The organism is Marinomonas sp. G8-14 (assembly GCF_055808935.1).
Genome location: NZ_CM147891.1, coordinates 1956271 through 1970884 on the forward strand (window position 1 = coordinate 1956271; position 14614 = coordinate 1970884).

Here is a 14614-nt window from a genome sequence, read left to right on the forward strand (position 1 = left end):
CCCATTCTCCTTAAATAACTTTGGCTTCGTTTTTCAACTTATCGATCAACGCATCTACACTGTCCAGCTTAGTACCTGCTTGTCGCTGAGCTGGTGTTTCCACTTTTAATTGTGAAATATGCTGCTTGAACTCCACACCAAAATCAGCTGGAGTCTTCACTTCTAGAGGCTTTCGCTTAGCTTTCATAATGTCTGGTAATTTGGCATAACGTGGTTCATTCAGACGAAGGTCTGTCGTAACAATCGCTGGTAGTGTCATTGATAAGGTACGTAGACCACCATCTACTTCGCGGGTAACTAGGGCTTTGTCTCCTTCAACAGTTACTTTCGAGGCAAAAGTGCCCTGAGGACGACGAGTTAAAGCGGCAAGCATCTGGCCAACTTGATTATTATCGGAGTCTATCGATTGCTTGCCTAGGATCACCAGCCCAGGCTCCTCAGCTTCCATCACTTTGGCAAGCAGCTTAGCGACATTTAGTGGCTCAGGTTGGCTGTCAGTTTCGATATGAATAGCGCGATCCGCACCAAGCGCCATGGCAGTACGTAGCTGTTCCTGAACGACATTAGGACCAATTGAAACCACCACTATTTCAGAAGCTATACCAGCTTCTTTTAGACGTATTGCCTCTTCAACGGCAATTTCACAAAAGGGATTAAGAGCCATTTTCACATTGCTCAAATCTACGTCTGAATTATCAGACTTCACACGTACTTTTACGTTGTAATCAATAACGCGCTTGACGCTAACAATTATTTTCATAAATAGGTCTCGATATTATTTATTAAGTAATTTAGTTTTTGTTCGGCAAAACTTTTCCACGATTCAATAAACCCTTTGGGTCCATCGCTTCTTTTAGCCTCATCATTAGTGCTATTTCACCATGGTTTCTAGATATGCTTAGATGATCTTTTTTCTTTAATCCTATTCCATGTTCTGCTGAAATAGATCCACCTATTTCCTGCAGTGGCTTATAAACTAAACCCTCAATTTTAATACGCGTTTCTTCATTGGAATCCCCTGTCGAAATTGAGACATGCAAATTACCATCACCTAAATGCCCAAATACAACGACTTTGGCATCTGGCCAGATTTCTCTTACCGACACTTCTAATTCATTAACATAGGTATGCATGTCTACAATCGGTAAGCTAATATCAAAAACAAAGCGTGGAGCAATTAATTCAGAAAGCCCTTCGATATCCTCCCGAATAGCCCAAAGACGATCACGTTGTGTATCGGAGTTTGCTACTACGGCATCACTTAAAAGCTCTTTTTCAAAAGCCGATGTAATCGCCTGCTCAAATCGTTGCGCTGTCTCAGCTTGATCATTACCCAAACTCTCTATCAATACATAAAAAGGCGCATCCGTATCTAGAGGGGCATTATGACGACCGCTTTCTTTCGTCAATAATGCATAATAACTGCGCCACATCACTTCAAATGCGCCGAGGCTCTCCTCCTAATGTTTGTCTCATGTGCTGCAGTAACCCAACAAGACTTTCAAAGCTGTCGCAAGCAACTAGGGCCGTTTGTGACGCAGACTGCTGTGGTTGCAATTTAAGAACCGCACGGGTAACTATTCCAAGTGTTCCCTCACTCCCAATGAATATATGTTTTAAATCATAACCTGCGTTATTCTTCAGCATATTGTTCATTGAGCTGACCACTGAACCGTCAGCCAGAACCACTTCAAGGCCGAGCACTTGATCACGCATCATGCCGTAGCGGATAACTCTTATACCACCTGCATTCGTCGCAATATTGCCACCGATAGTACAAGACCCTCGAGCCCCTAAATCCAACGCAAACTGCATACCGATTTGCTCCGCAGCCTCTTGAACGATTTGAAGTGGCACCCCAGCCTGAACGGTTAAAGTGCCGCCCACAGGATCGACCGATTCAATTTCAGCCATACGCTCAAGCGAGATAACTAACTCATTCGATGCTGCTACAGCACCGCGCACCAACCCAGTCAAACCACCATGTGTCACAACTGGCTGATCCGCTTCGTAACACAAAGCCATTACTTGCGATAACTGATCAGCACTAGCTGGTCTAACAAGCGCTAACGCCAAACACGGCTCTTTTGTAATCCAATCTGTAGATCGAGCACGGACATCCTCACCACGAAGGATATTTTTTGCACCCACCACTTTTTCTATGAAATCCAACAAAGTATCCATATGAACCCTCAACCTTATAATAAGTTTGAATGTAAAAATCTTTATCAATAGACAAAGTTAACCCTTGCCTAATGAAGGAAATAAATATTTTTTAAATTTTGAATTAAGTCTTTAAATCAGAATAATAGCTTTCTATTTATTCCTATAAGCAAGACATCGTTTAAAAGAAAAGAAGATTGACCCGAGTGTCAGCACGATAAAGAACCATGTAATCGGCCCTCTAAAGAAAATAGACATATCATAATTACCAATTAACAATGATCTCCTAAGATTATCTTCGAACATAGGGCCTAATATGAATCCGATTAAAAAAGGAGCAGAAGCGATCCCAGTTTTATTGAATATATAACCGAGAACACCAAAGCCCATCATTAACCAAATATCAAACGTGTTGTTATTGACGGCATAGGCGCCATAGACACAAAACATCACAATAATTGGGAATAATATTTCCTTTGAAACATCTGCGATTTTTGAGAAATACTTTATAGCGCCAAGCCCAACTACTAATAAAAATAAGGAGCTGACCATGATTCCTATGAAGAGCGCGTAAATGAGTGAGAGATTATCTTGGAACATTAAAGGACCAGGTGTCAGTCCATGAATCATGAATGCCCCTAGAATAATCGCCGTCACCACATCGCCAGGAATCCCAAGAGAAAGCAAAGGAATCATAGTCGCCCCTGCTACACCATTGTTTCCTGCTTCGGCTGCTGCAACACCCTCTATTTCACCTTTACCAAAATTTTCTCTATTTGGAGATTTTCTTCTCGCCTCACTGTAAGAAATAAAGGCTGCTGCGGTCGCACCACTACCTGGAATAGCACCAATGATGACACCAATGAAGCTACCTCGAACAATCGTTTTAAAACATCTTTTGAACTCACTCCAAGAAACCTCTTTACCGTTTGCATTGATAACAATTTTTGATGCAACTTTTCGTTGGTAAAAATCAATTACTTCAGGGATAGCAAAAAGACCAATTAGCAAGGGTATGAACGAAATCCCATCCATCAAATTGTAGTCATCAAAAGTGAGTCTTTGAGATCCATAAACAGGGTCTAAACCTACTAAGGAAATCATGGTTCCTAATGCAGCCGCTAAAAAGCCTTTGAGAACAGAAGCTCCTGATAAAGACACGATGATGGTCAGGGAAAAACAGATAAGCCAAAAAATTCCGGAGCACCAAAATTTAAAGCGATTTTCGCAAGATACGCCGCAAAAAATATTAATGAAATATTAGATATAATATCGGCTATCACTGAAGAATATAGGGACATTTTTAGCGCTTTCTTCGCCTCGCCATTTTGCGCCATAGGATAGCCATCAAGTAGCGTACAAGCTGAAGCCGGTGTGCCTGGTGTACGGATCAATATTGCTGTTATCGACCCTCCATACATACCACCTTTATATATCCCCACTAGTAGCAGTATCGCTGAGACAGGCTCCATAGAGAATGTAAAAGGCAACGCTAACGCCACAGCCATGGTTGTTGTAAGCCCAGGGATAGCACCAATTACAACACCTAAAAAGACACCGATAGCAATTGCAATGAAGTTATCCCAAACTAAAAAGAGTGACAAAACTTCTGAAAAATTTTCCATAAAACAATCCTAAATATACTCAAGAATCTTATTTAATAAGGCATTACAGGTAATGGCACACCTAGAACCTTGGTAAACAATAAAGTGATAACAACAGGAATAATAAATGCGAGGCTGTATACCCATTTTTTTCGAATTGGGTGAGCAGCAAAAAGTATAAGAGTAGCTAGGACGCCACTAAATATGGCGCCAATTAACTCAAAAAAGACAAATAGACTACCAACGCCAGAGCCATTAACAAAAACCGTAAAACGGGGCCTCGTTCAGAACCAGCGGATTCCTTATTGTCTTTATCATTACGGAATAAACCTTGGATAATGAGCAAAATCGCTATTAGAAAAATCAACCACCCCATATAACGAGGTAGCCAGCTTGGAGACATCATAGGATTCTGAACCATGGCCGGCTCAGTCACATATTGAGGGACAAGATAAAACAGTAACAGACAAGCGAAGGCCAGCATCACACTGCCAACCAAGACTGTCGAAATATCAGCAGATGATTGCTTAAAACCTTTGAACATTTTAGGTACCTTATTAAGCTTATTAATATTTAGAGAGGTAAGAAAAAACCTACCTCTCTCGCTCGGTAGCCATATTAGTTCTGACGAACACCAGCTTCTTCAGCAACCATTTTCCAACGTTCAACTTCTGAGGCGATGAACGACTTAAACTCCTCACCAGAAATAGAGCCTCGTCTCAGCGCCCATTTTGTCGATGAATTCAGTAAACTCTTTTCTTTCTTTCACGCGCTGCAATGCCGCTTGCAATACCTCAACGCCTTCATCCGGGAAGTTATTTCCCGCAATTACGCCATTCCACACCGTTGTCACAAATCCACCTAAATCGTAACCTTCAGTTTCTATAACCGTTGGCACATTAGGTAATGCCTTGAAACGATTTTTTGTAGTGACAGCAAGAGCTTTTAATCCACCAGACTGAATATGAGGAAGAACGGTAGAAGCGTTTTCAAATGAAACATCAACATCACCACTTAAAAGAGCAGGAAGTGCTGCACCACTGCCAGGGAATGGAACAGCAGTGAGTTTTGTTTTAGTCAGTGTTTTAAATAACTCCCCAGACATATGTATGGAACTGCCAACGCCTGGATGACTGAAGGTCATAGGCTTAGATTTAGCCGCTGTAATAAATTCAGCAACGGTGTTGTACGGACTACTAGAAGGCACAACCATAATATTTGGAGCATCAAGCAGTTTTTCTATAAATTTAAAATCGTTTACAGCGTCATAAGGAAGGTTAGGATAGATGGAGGCTCCAATTACATGCCCAGGGGATGCCATCAAAATAGTGTGATCAGCATCGCGACCACCACGAGCAAGTCGCCCCGTCGCTACTGTTGAACCGGCACCTGGTCGGTTCTCTACTATGATGTTTACGTCCAGTTCTTTTTGCAGTAAATCCGCCACCTGACGCGACAGTACATCCGTATTGCCGCCCGCAGAATACGGCACTACTAAGTGGATGTCCTTGGTTGGCCAATCAGCATAAACAGAACTTGCCCCCAACCCCATCACAACACTTGAAGTAACAAGGGAAATCGCGATAACTGCATTTTTAATCTTCATTTCTTGCCTCTTTTATTTTTATTTCGGCTTTGGGTTTTTATTTGTATGTTCAATACGCATACACATACTCTTAAAAAGAAAAGCACAAGACAACATCAAAATATGAACACCTTTCATTCGTTTTATGAATGCATAATTTTTATATGCGTTACTCTCATCTAAAAAAATACATTTAGAAAAATTAAAAAAATCAATAAAAACAAAAATCTCACCAAAAAAGTCTCTTATCCAAACTTAAACAACTTCAGGATCAATGCCCTTATCGTAATAAAAAATTTTGAACTCTAAGCCTTCCATTCAAATTTGGAATGATGTTATGCATATAAATCGCTTTATGTTTTAAGCTGACCTAAATCAAACTGATTCGTGTTAAAGGTTTAAATGAGCGTACTCGTCCGCAGATTAAAAAAATCCAGTTACATAATTCCAAAAGGTTTTTAACCATGCAGCCAAAAAATGAGAGTTTTGTTAACCCATCTGAAATCCGTGCACAGTTTTCTAAGCACATGTCTGATATGTATCGAGAAGAAGTACCTCTTTATGGTGACCTACTCTCTTTGGTGGAGGACATCAATCAAGAAGTACTAGAAAAATCACCAAATATTAAAGCTCATTTAGAACGAACAGGCGAGTTGAAACGCCTATCCATGGAACGTCATGGTGCTATTCGTGTAGGCACGCCATCTGAGCTTTCAACGATTCGTCGTCTTTTTGCTGTCATGGGAATGGAACCAGTTGGATACTACGATTTAACACCTGCGGGTGTACCTGTGCACTCCACAGCGTTTCGCGCAGTTCATGAGGAAGACTTACAAATCAGTCCTTTTCGAGTGTTCACATCGTTACTTAGACTCGAATTGATAGATAACGCAGAGACACAAAAATTCGCAGCAAACACTTTGGCTAAACGACAAATATTCACTCCGAGAGTATTAGAACTAATCGAGCAGTGTGAACTCAATGGTGGACTGAGCCAAGTTGATTCTGAGACTTTCATTAATGAAGCGTTAGAAACGTTTCGCTGGCACAAGACCGCAACCGTCACAAGTGATGAATATATAAAACTGCATGATCAGCACAGATTAATTGCGGATGTGGTTGCCTTCAAGGGACCTCACATCAACCACCTGACTCCCCGCACACTAGATATCGACCAAGTTCAAACTCAAATGCCAACTCGAAGCATTACGCCGAAAGCTGTTGTTGAAGGCCCACCACGTCGTAATTGCCCTATTTTACTACGCCAAACTAGCTTCAAAGCCTTACAAGAAAAAGTAGCGTTCAGCGATCAAGACAGTGAAGCTGGCAGCCACACTGCACGTTTCGGTGAGATTGAACAACGTGGTGCGGCTTTAACTCCAAAGGGAAGAATGCTATATGATGAATTGCTGAATGCTAGTCGGTCTGAATTAAAAGAGTTTCCTAATGAGGAAAACGCACAACGCTACACAGAAATACTAGAAAAACACTTCTCTCAGTTTCCCGATAATCTTAAGGAAATGCACGATCAGAACCTCGCCTACTTCCGCTATTTTGTAACGGATAAATGCTATGAAGCATTAAACAATACGACTTTTCCAACTAACTTAAAGGACTTAATTGATGCCGGCTACATCGAGTATGAACCGTTAGTATATGAAGACTTCTTACCAGTTAGTGCTGCCGGAATCTTCCAGTCAAATCTCGGAGATAACGCTCAAACAGACTACAAAATTTCATCCAATCAGACAGAATTTCAAAATTTTCTTGGAGCAGAAGTACTTAACGAGCTAGCTCTTTACGCTAATACGCAAAAGCGATCAATAATCAAATGTGGTCAAACACTCAATATTACAGAGCTTAAGGCTTAGTCTCAAATAAACTCAAACTATCTGTTTGCAATGCATTCATGAACATTGCAAACAGTCCTCCCTAATATAGCTACAGAACTGACCAAATGATATATATATCCTAATTAGTGCTAAAAACCGGCTAGAAAATCTGACTAAAAAGTATCTTCTAAACTAATTGCAATTTAGTACTAATAGACGAAGAAGAGAGCTAACCGCTCTCTTTTTTTATGCCTGCACGAAAATGACAGCAATAACGACAACTTTTCAAGCACACAAAACACACCCAAAAGCCGCAAAACACTACCAAAAAACGGATAACAAAGGATAAGAAATGGATAAAGTAAGGATAAACAGACACAAAAAAAGGGCTTACGAATTAACGTAAGCCCTTGATTTTATTACTTAATTAGGTGGTAGGACTAAGCAGATTCGAACTGCTGACCTCTACCATGTCAAAGTCCATATATTGCACGCCTAACCATATGATTTAAAACAAAATAATTACGTGAAATAAATGTTTTTCCAATCGATTCACTTCTATATAAATCAATAACTTACAAGCTTTAAGGAAATCAAATTTTAGCTTTTTAATGCGAATAACGCATCTTTTTTTGAGTGGCTTTGCCATGGTTTTTCGGATTGATTCACCTGAGTGTCTATGTCACTATAATCGATCAGATTAACCACATTAAAGAAAAGGACTTTCTCAAATGGAACACTTACAACAACTTCTCACCGATCTAGAATGCATTTCCCTTGCTGATATCTCAGCGATACCAGAGGCCAATCAGCACGTTATTGCCGAGTATTTAGAGCAGCTTCAAGATGAGCTGAAAGCGGTACTAGAGAAAGGCGATATTTAGATTAGGTGGTAGACCATTAGGCCAGTCAAAAAACTTGATCTGAATTAATGGTCTAGGCCACTGCAAAGTTAACAGGATGAACATTCGCTAAATTTAGATGCTGTTTGGCTTGCCAAAGGTCGTAGGCATCTTGCATGGCCAGCCAGCTTTCTGGTGTTCTACCAAGCGCTTTAGACAAACGCAATGCCATTTCAGGCGACACCGCGCTCTGCCCTTTCAGGACACGATTTAACGTGGACGAGGCGACATCCAATTGCTTAGCCAAAAAGCGGCAACTCAAACCCGCTGGCTCAAGATAAACATCGTAAATAAATTCGCCTGGGTGCGGAGGGTTGTGCATATTCATTAGTGATAATCCTCATAGTTGAGAATGTAAGCATTACCATCAATAAATTCGAAAGTAATACGCCAATTCCCGTTCACGGTAATAGACCAAATACCATCTCGATTGCCCTTCAAAGGGTGCAAGTTGAAGCCAGGTAAATTGATATCATCAATCTCATGGGCAGTATCAATGGCAGCAAGTTGCATACGTATTTTACGCTGATGCTTTGCTTGAATACCGGAAACGCTTCCTGTTTCGAAGTATTTCTTAAGGCCTTTGTGTTTGAATGTTTTGATCATAAAAGAAGTGTAGCGTGGTGCGCATCAACAATCAATACAAAGCCCACCTTTGTGGGCTTAATGCGCCATCACCTCAAAATTGAGGGCATGGAATTCGCGCTGCATCAAGGTTTTCTATCTTGCGTAAAATATTGTGGTGACGTTTACTAAAGTGCCATAGGCTCAAAATTGAGCTTATGGCACTTTAATGACTATTACCGCCCCCTCAAAAATGAGGAGATGATAATTCAACCACTTAAAAACGATCTATCAATTAGAAATCTGTGAAGTTGCGTTTGGCGAGGTCTTTGACGCGGGTGATGTTGTCGTTTACCCAGTCTGGTGTGCGGAGTTGGGCGATTTGGGTTTGATACATGCGGATGGCATGAACCATGTCTACAATCTCTTTTGAAGGGATAACCACAGGGTCACTTTCCAGTTTCAGGGATTTGATCATGTCATTGAGGACTTGGTACTTTTCTGTTTCTTGGAAGCTGGTATTGAGGGGGGCCGTGTTGGGCATGGTGGCGGGAAGTTGTTTTTGCTCGTGGAGTTGTTTTTCGCAGTCGATGAAGTAGCGGCGGGCTTGTTTGCCCTTGTCGTTGCGTTCGACCATGGCCAGTTCTTTTGCCATGTCTAGGGTGACGAAATATTCGATTACTTTTTGCGTCCTAGATTTTGAGGCTCGCCCGTTTTGGCGAGGCTCAAATTTTCAACGCACATAAAGTCTTCACCTTCAATAAAACCATATCGGTTAATACGAGCTTTTATCCAATTGGAAAAGTCGCGGCCTACTTCTAGGAAAGCATGAAGTTCACGGGCGTTTACGGTATCGAGGGTTTGCTCGTTGATAGAGCGAGTGTGAAGTGTAATAAGTTGAGTAGCCATCTATGGCCTCCTTCGGTCAATGTATTGACCACCCTATTAAGGTGCTAATCCTATTAAGGTGGTGGGTCTAAATCAGGTTAGCACTACCGCCCGAAGGAACGGCCAACCCGAGGGTTGCCCAACAAAGACCCACCATAACAGGCGGACTCCAGCCACAAAAAAACACGCGGTGCGTGTTTTAGGCCGCTTCGGTTCAAACGAGGTGCTAATCCCGACACTGGATTTTGCCAGTGCAAGAGAAATACTAGATCAAGATTGAGGTGGGGTCAATGGAGAAAACAAAACATGAGTTATTTGAGGAATGGGAAGAATTAACGCTCCAGCCAATTGCGCAGAGCGATGGAAAATAAAATGTGTGGAAAACTCTAAACTGCGACCGCACCGTTTAACTGCGTCAAATGAACTAGCTTGTTATGTATTTCTTTTTCGGAATACTACTTTAAAGCCATCTTTAGGACCACAGTTCTCAAGACATACATAATTAGAAAACATTTGGTCGTAACCGTAATGCTCCAACATTACTTTGATGCTATTAGCATCATAGTTATCTACACCCATATGATTTGGGGTTTTCCCCCATTCATGGCCAATAAAACCGTTAGTCTCGAAGAAAGCAAATTGTTTCTCACCTTCAAAGAAGTAGATTAAGACAAAACGTACGTTTTCATTATATAGATGTCCATCAAGAGAAACCTTGGACTTAGTAGCAACTCGATATAAGCTATTTCGTTTATCCGAGATTTTCTCGTCTATACACTTAACCATCTTATTACCAAGGTTTGCATAGAAATCAATTCTCCCGAATAAGAATTTAGGGAGAAACCTATCGCCGTCTAGGTGTAGATATGAGTATTTTTCAGGTGAAACACTGACAGACTCTCCAGACTTCAAGATTAGGGGTGCTACAGGTTTATATACTTCAAACTTTATGTCGTTTTCTAAAACGGCATAAATTGACCAAATAGATATTGTCTTGTCTTTTCTATTAGATATAACTAAGTTACTAATTTGCTCGTCGGAATAGCCACCAATGGTGACTTGATATGTTAAGCCAATTTTGTTTCCTATTTTCTGATAAGCAAAGTACCCAGATAAAATTAGACTTATAGTGGCTATCACTGCCCGCCAATTAATATTTAACCACTGCAACAAAGCATCAAATATTTCCACTCAACCTCCAAAAAAACACATGGTATTATAATAGTGCGCATACGCTTTACTTCCGCATTGTTGATCCTTATCCCTTGATACTAAAAGACTTTCTTATTTACTACCAGTACAAAGCGCACACATTTTCCAAGTACCACCTCAAACAACCTCACTAGCCACCACGGTACACCGATACCCTGCTTTGCTGTCGCCTCGTGCGGTGACTTTGTCTATGCTCCAGTTGCCTTTCATTTCGGGTGGGAAGGTGTCGTTTAGGGTGAGGATGCCTTCTGCGACGAGTTTGGGGTTGCCTGGTAAGTCGAGTGTGACGCTGGTGCCTTGGCGTTGGCTTTTGATGAGGTTGTCTTGGCAGGCCTGTTGGGTTGTCGTAGCTTTGGCGTAGTTTTTGGGGTCGATGAAGTTTAAGGGTTATTTTTCATCAGCCCCCAAATTCTGTTGTTTTTTTACTTAACATCCACTTAACCCCCATTTTTTCCTGTTAAACGCATGAAACCTCCTATCAAAATCGGCTAGTATCATTTGTATACTAAAATTGGTCTAACACTCTGGAGTGAAATAATGAAAATTTTTTTAATGGATTTCCTATCAAAAAATCGGCTGACGCTCTTTTCAAACTTTGTGCTCTACTACATTCTAAGTTATTCGGACTTCCTACAGGATATAAAAAATTTATTATCATATAGCGAGAGATTTTTATATACAATGTTCTCAGGAATGTTTATTTACGGATTATTACTATTATATTGTGAGTGGAGAATATCACCAGAGAAAAAGAATATTTTCTTGACATCTGATTTTTTGAAAATACCTGAAATGTGCACGACAATTTCCCTTAATATATTTAAAACTACTGCTTTAGTTTTTATATTTTCTCCTTTTTTCCTTCTCAATGAAAATATCAGCGTTCAATATATTAAACTTTCTGTCTATATATTCATTATGGGTCTAACATTTGCCTACACATCAAATAACATCGAGGACATGCTAACTCGAATTAGATCTCGATCTCGCTCTGTAATGATTTAGTCCCAACCCCACTCAAACCTGAGCGCTCTAATTAAATACAGAGCGCTCAACTCATACCACCTCACTAGCCACCACAGAACACCGATACCCTGCTTTGCTGTCGCCTCGTGCGGTGACTTTGTCTATGCACCAGTTGCCTTTCATTTCGGGTGGGAAGGTGTCGTTTAGGGTGAGGATGCCTTCTGCGACGAGTTTAGGTTGCACGTACCTTCCAATAAGTGTGTCTAGGGTGACGCTGGATCCTTGGCGTTGGCTTTTGATGAAGTCGTCTTGGCAGGCTTGTTGGGTTAGCGTAGTTATTTGAGATCAATGAAGATTCAGTGTTATTTTTCATCAATCTCAAACTCTCAAAAATTATTACTTAGCACCCTCCCATATCATTCCTGACTCCCAAAGATTATTCAGCTCTTCGTTAAAAAGATTAAAATAAGAATCAAATCCTTCTTGTAGAGTATGCTTTGGTTCTCTTACTTTTTCAGTTTTGTATGGATAATGAGCCATATATATTAAATTAGAAATTTTTCTCTTTGAAGGCTCAACAAGTATTGCAGAATATGACAATGGAAAATCAACCACTTTTATGGAAATTTTAACTTCATTTTCTTCGTTAATTGCAGACAATATATCAAGATTACTTATAATTCGATTTTTAAGAGCTTCCTGTGACTCCCACCTTGCTCTCTTTGACGCCATATCCAAAGCGGATTCATTAAAAGGATTTACAAGTAAAACCTCAATTTTATGACCAAGTTTGAGTTTATCATTGAAGATCGATTCAAATTCATCAAGATTAATTAAATCTAACGTCACTGAGACTATTCGTATTTTATCAGATTTTTTAATATTCTCTCTAAAATACGGGGAAAATGAATGAACAAAAATTTCATCATTGCAATTAATTCTATCTAGAATTTTTTCATCAGCCCGTCGTGTTTTAAGAGTAGATATAGCCATAACACCAAACAAAGAAAGAATCAAATTTGAATCGTATTTAGAAAAATCAATGTCGATATCAATAAATTCGAAAAAATCGATTACTTTAAAAAAAGCATAAACAATGACAGTAATAAAAAGAATATATGAATCTAAATTTTTCGCATTATAAATATCATTTAAAACTTTTCTAAACATTTACCACATCCTTATTAAAACATATGAGAATATAAGAGAAATTAACACCTTTTAGGATAAAACCAAAGAAAAAAACCACTAAGACTTACCGCTAAACCACCTCACTCGCCACCACGGTACACCTGTACCCTGCTTTGCTGTCGCCTCGTGCGGTGACTTTGTCTATGCTCCAGTTGCCTTTCATTTCGGGTGGGAAGGTGTCGTTTAGGGTGAGGATGCCTTCTGCGACGAGTTTGGGGTTGCCTGGTAAGTCGAGTGTAACGCTGGTGCCTTGCCGTTGGCTTTTGATGAGGTCGTCTTGGCAGGCTTGTTGGGCGGTGGTTGGGTTGTCGTAGCTTTGGCGGAGTTTCTTATAAGGTGCGGTGCCGACGTGTACGGTGTGTTCTTCCCCTGTGTTGTTGTTTGTCCAGTTGGCTTTAACGCCGGTGATGGCGCTGCGGCTGGGTCGGTCGAGTTGGCAGTTGATGAATTGGCCTTCGCTCGGTTTGTTCTGGCTCGGTACGCCGACGACAACGGGCGGGATGGCTTGCCCTGTGATGGTGTTTACTTGGCCGCGTTTGGCGAGCACGTACAGGTCGTTGACGGGTTTGGCGATGGCGTCCCGTTCCCGTGCGATGCGGGTTAAAAAGGCGCTGTCGGTTTCGTCGGTTTGGTCCATGTGCTCGAGGACGACGCTTTCAAACTCTTTGGCCACCCGTGGGCTGAATCCGTGGGGCGTGACGACTTGGCGGAACAGGTCGGCAAGGCTGACGTTTTCGAAGGTGCGTGTGCGACGCTCTTTAAAGCCCGTCTTATCTTCCACCTGAAACGGCGCGGCGGTGGCCACGATCGTCACGCTGGGCGGAAACAGTTTCGGCACGATACGGGTGATTTTGAACTGGCCTTTATCGATCAGATTATCACCGTAGCCTTCTAGCCACGTGAGCACCGCGCCCTCTTTCGGCAAGCCTGTTTGCCCTGTGGTATCGATATGCAAGGTGAGTTGGTCGCTTTGGGTGCCTGCGGCGTCGATGCGCTCCCACGAGGTCAAGCGGTTGTTGATGATGCGCTCGCCTGCTCCGCTCACGCGGACTCTTGGCAAGTAGTTGGATGGTTTGTCTAGTCCCATATGTTGGTTACCGTCTCGGCTGCTTTGTTTGGCAAGGTGGGGATTTCAATAACAACGCCAGCGGGAAGCACTGGCCCGTAGGCTTCTAAGCCGGGGTTGAGTTCAAACAAGGCTTCTTCCGCTTGGTCGTCGTTGCGTTTTAGGGCGATCCACAGAATGTTGGAAATGGTGTCGCCGTCGCGGCTACGGATGGTTGTCATTGGCGTACTCTTCTAGCTCTAGGGTGAAAGCGAGGACGAAGGCGGTGCCGTCGTCGATTATCTTGTCTTGCTTCTCTTGCAAGCGTTTGATGGTCCACTGGCCTAAGTTATTGCCGTAGCCATCGGCCAGCACCAACGGCGCTCGCTGGTTTTGTAAGGCGCGTAAGGCGTTGAGATTCGCCATGCCATCGCCTTGAAACCACGTGCCTGTGACCGTGATGTTTTCCAATTGTTGGCCCGTGTTTTGGCTCATGGGCTTTTGACCGTAACGCGCCACCGCGACCCAACCGCCGTCGCTAGTGCGCTGCAAACCCTCGTATGGCGTGCCTTCGCTCAGCGAAAACACAAAACCACCGAGCGACATCATCTGACGCATGATTACTCCTTAGATAAAAATGGAAGAACAGAAACGAAAAAGCC

Annotated in this window: 15 protein-coding genes and 2 pseudogenes; 2 read left to right on the forward strand and 15 right to left on the reverse strand. The window is 41.9% G+C overall.

What is annotated here, in order from left to right:
* Positions 1-10 precede the first annotated feature (10 nt).
* From AC0L6V_RS09920 to AC0L6V_RS09940, 5 genes and pseudogenes are all read right to left on the reverse strand, one after another.
* Positions 11-760: an electron transfer flavoprotein subunit beta/FixA family protein gene (locus AC0L6V_RS09920; protein ID WP_265218918.1), complete on the reverse strand. Its 750-nt coding sequence runs from the start codon at positions 758-760 to the stop codon at positions 11-13.
* A 31-nt stretch (positions 761-791) separates the two neighbouring features.
* A pseudogene (locus AC0L6V_RS09925) lies at positions 792-2184 on the reverse strand (FAD-binding oxidoreductase).
* Positions 2185-2316: 132 nt separating this feature from the next.
* Positions 2317-3788, reverse strand: a pseudogene (locus tag AC0L6V_RS09930) (tripartite tricarboxylate transporter permease).
* Positions 3789-3981: 193 nt separating this feature from the next.
* Positions 3982-4311, reverse strand: coding sequence for a tripartite tricarboxylate transporter TctB family protein (locus AC0L6V_RS09935; protein WP_418138993.1), 330 nt, complete (start codon positions 4309-4311; stop codon positions 3982-3984).
* A 153-nt stretch (positions 4312-4464) separates the two neighbouring features.
* A complete protein-coding gene (locus AC0L6V_RS09940; RefSeq protein ID WP_265218914.1) occupies positions 4465-5373 on the reverse strand; it encodes a Bug family tripartite tricarboxylate transporter substrate binding protein in 909 nt (302 codons plus the stop codon).
* 443 nt (positions 5374-5816) lie between these two features.
* Between AC0L6V_RS09940 and hglS the strand changes: the two genes are divergently transcribed.
* Complete coding sequence (gene hglS, locus AC0L6V_RS09945; RefSeq protein WP_265218913.1) at positions 5817-7223, forward strand: 2-oxoadipate dioxygenase/decarboxylase HglS; 1407 nt, start codon at positions 5817-5819, stop codon at positions 7221-7223.
* Positions 7224-7915: 692 nt separating this feature from the next.
* Positions 7916-8068, forward strand: coding sequence for a hypothetical protein (locus tag AC0L6V_RS09950; protein ID WP_265218912.1), 153 nt, complete (start codon positions 7916-7918; stop codon positions 8066-8068).
* A gap of 52 nt (positions 8069-8120) precedes the next feature.
* Here the strand turns inward: AC0L6V_RS09950 and AC0L6V_RS09955 are convergent, their stop codons facing one another.
* The 10 genes from AC0L6V_RS09955 to AC0L6V_RS10000 all read right to left on the reverse strand — a co-directional run bounded on the left by AC0L6V_RS09955 (position 8121) and on the right by AC0L6V_RS10000 (position 14570).
* Positions 8121-8414 (reverse strand): HigA family addiction module antitoxin, encoded by a 294-nt coding sequence (locus AC0L6V_RS09955; protein WP_265218910.1) that lies wholly within the window; start codon positions 8412-8414, stop codon positions 8121-8123.
* Positions 8414-8692: a type II toxin-antitoxin system RelE/ParE family toxin gene (locus tag AC0L6V_RS09960; RefSeq protein ID WP_169459543.1), complete on the reverse strand. Its 279-nt coding sequence runs from the start codon at positions 8690-8692 to the stop codon at positions 8414-8416. The genes AC0L6V_RS09955 and AC0L6V_RS09960 overlap by 1 nt, the downstream gene beginning before the upstream one ends.
* A gap of 253 nt (positions 8693-8945) precedes the next feature.
* Positions 8946-9305 carry a hypothetical protein gene (locus AC0L6V_RS09965; RefSeq protein WP_265218909.1) on the reverse strand — a complete coding sequence of 120 codons (360 nt, stop codon included), beginning with the start codon at positions 9303-9305 and terminating at the stop codon, positions 8946-8948.
* 23 nt (positions 9306-9328) lie between these two features.
* On the reverse strand, positions 9329-9559 hold the full coding sequence (locus AC0L6V_RS09970) for an antA/AntB antirepressor family protein (RefSeq protein ID WP_418138994.1): 231 nt from the start codon (positions 9557-9559) through the stop codon (positions 9329-9331).
* A gap of 411 nt (positions 9560-9970) precedes the next feature.
* A complete protein-coding gene (locus AC0L6V_RS09975) occupies positions 9971-10729 on the reverse strand; it encodes a hypothetical protein (protein WP_265218905.1) in 759 nt (252 codons plus the stop codon).
* Positions 10730-11806: 1077 nt separating this feature from the next.
* Positions 11807-11959: a hypothetical protein gene (locus tag AC0L6V_RS09980; protein WP_265218904.1), complete on the reverse strand. Its 153-nt coding sequence runs from the start codon at positions 11957-11959 to the stop codon at positions 11807-11809.
* Between the two features lie 153 nt (positions 11960-12112).
* Entirely contained in the window at positions 12113-12886 is a 774-nt protein-coding gene (locus AC0L6V_RS09985) for a hypothetical protein (RefSeq protein ID WP_265218903.1), read from the reverse strand.
* A 91-nt stretch (positions 12887-12977) separates the two neighbouring features.
* Entirely contained in the window at positions 12978-13952 is a 975-nt protein-coding gene (locus AC0L6V_RS09990; protein ID WP_265218901.1) for a contractile injection system protein, VgrG/Pvc8 family, read from the reverse strand.
* Between the two features lie 32 nt (positions 13953-13984).
* Positions 13985-14194 carry a tail protein X gene (locus tag AC0L6V_RS09995; RefSeq protein ID WP_137169409.1) on the reverse strand — a complete coding sequence of 70 codons (210 nt, stop codon included), beginning with the start codon at positions 14192-14194 and terminating at the stop codon, positions 13985-13987.
* A complete protein-coding gene (locus AC0L6V_RS10000) occupies positions 14178-14570 on the reverse strand; it encodes a phage tail protein (protein WP_024022801.1) in 393 nt (130 codons plus the stop codon). The genes AC0L6V_RS09995 and AC0L6V_RS10000 overlap by 17 nt, the downstream gene beginning before the upstream one ends.
* Between the last annotated feature and the right edge of the window lie 44 nt (positions 14571-14614).

Coding starts and splice junctions, on each gene's coding strand:
- AC0L6V_RS09965 (WP_265218909.1), bottom strand. CDS start 9,305: ATGGCAAAAGAACTGGCCATGGTCGAACGCAACGACAAGGGCAAACAA.
- AC0L6V_RS09995 (WP_137169409.1), bottom strand. CDS start 14,194: ATGACAACCATCCGTAGCCGCGACGGCGACACCATTTCCAACATTCTG.
- AC0L6V_RS09955 (WP_265218910.1), bottom strand. CDS start 8,414: ATGAATATGCACAACCCTCCGCACCCAGGCGAATTTATTTACGATGTT.
- AC0L6V_RS09985 (WP_265218903.1), bottom strand. CDS start 12,886: ATGTTTAGAAAAGTTTTAAATGATATTTATAATGCGAAAAATTTAGAT.
- AC0L6V_RS10000 (WP_024022801.1), bottom strand. CDS start 14,570: ATGCGTCAGATGATGTCGCTCGGTGGTTTTGTGTTTTCGCTGAGCGAA.
- AC0L6V_RS09950 (WP_265218912.1), top strand. CDS start 7,916: ATGGAACACTTACAACAACTTCTCACCGATCTAGAATGCATTTCCCTT.
- AC0L6V_RS09960 (WP_169459543.1), bottom strand. CDS start 8,692: ATGATCAAAACATTCAAACACAAAGGCCTTAAGAAATACTTCGAAACA.
- AC0L6V_RS09940 (WP_265218914.1), bottom strand. CDS start 5,373: ATGAAGATTAAAAATGCAGTTATCGCGATTTCCCTTGTTACTTCAAGT.
- AC0L6V_RS09935 (WP_418138993.1), bottom strand. CDS start 4,311: ATGTTCAAAGGTTTTAAGCAATCATCTGCTGATATTTCGACAGTCTTG.
- AC0L6V_RS09970 (WP_418138994.1), bottom strand. CDS start 9,559: ATGGCTACTCAACTTATTACACTTCACACTCGCTCTATCAACGAGCAA.
- hglS (WP_265218913.1), top strand. CDS start 5,817: ATGCAGCCAAAAAATGAGAGTTTTGTTAACCCATCTGAAATCCGTGCA.
- AC0L6V_RS09920 (WP_265218918.1), bottom strand. CDS start 760: ATGAAAATAATTGTTAGCGTCAAGCGCGTTATTGATTACAACGTAAAA.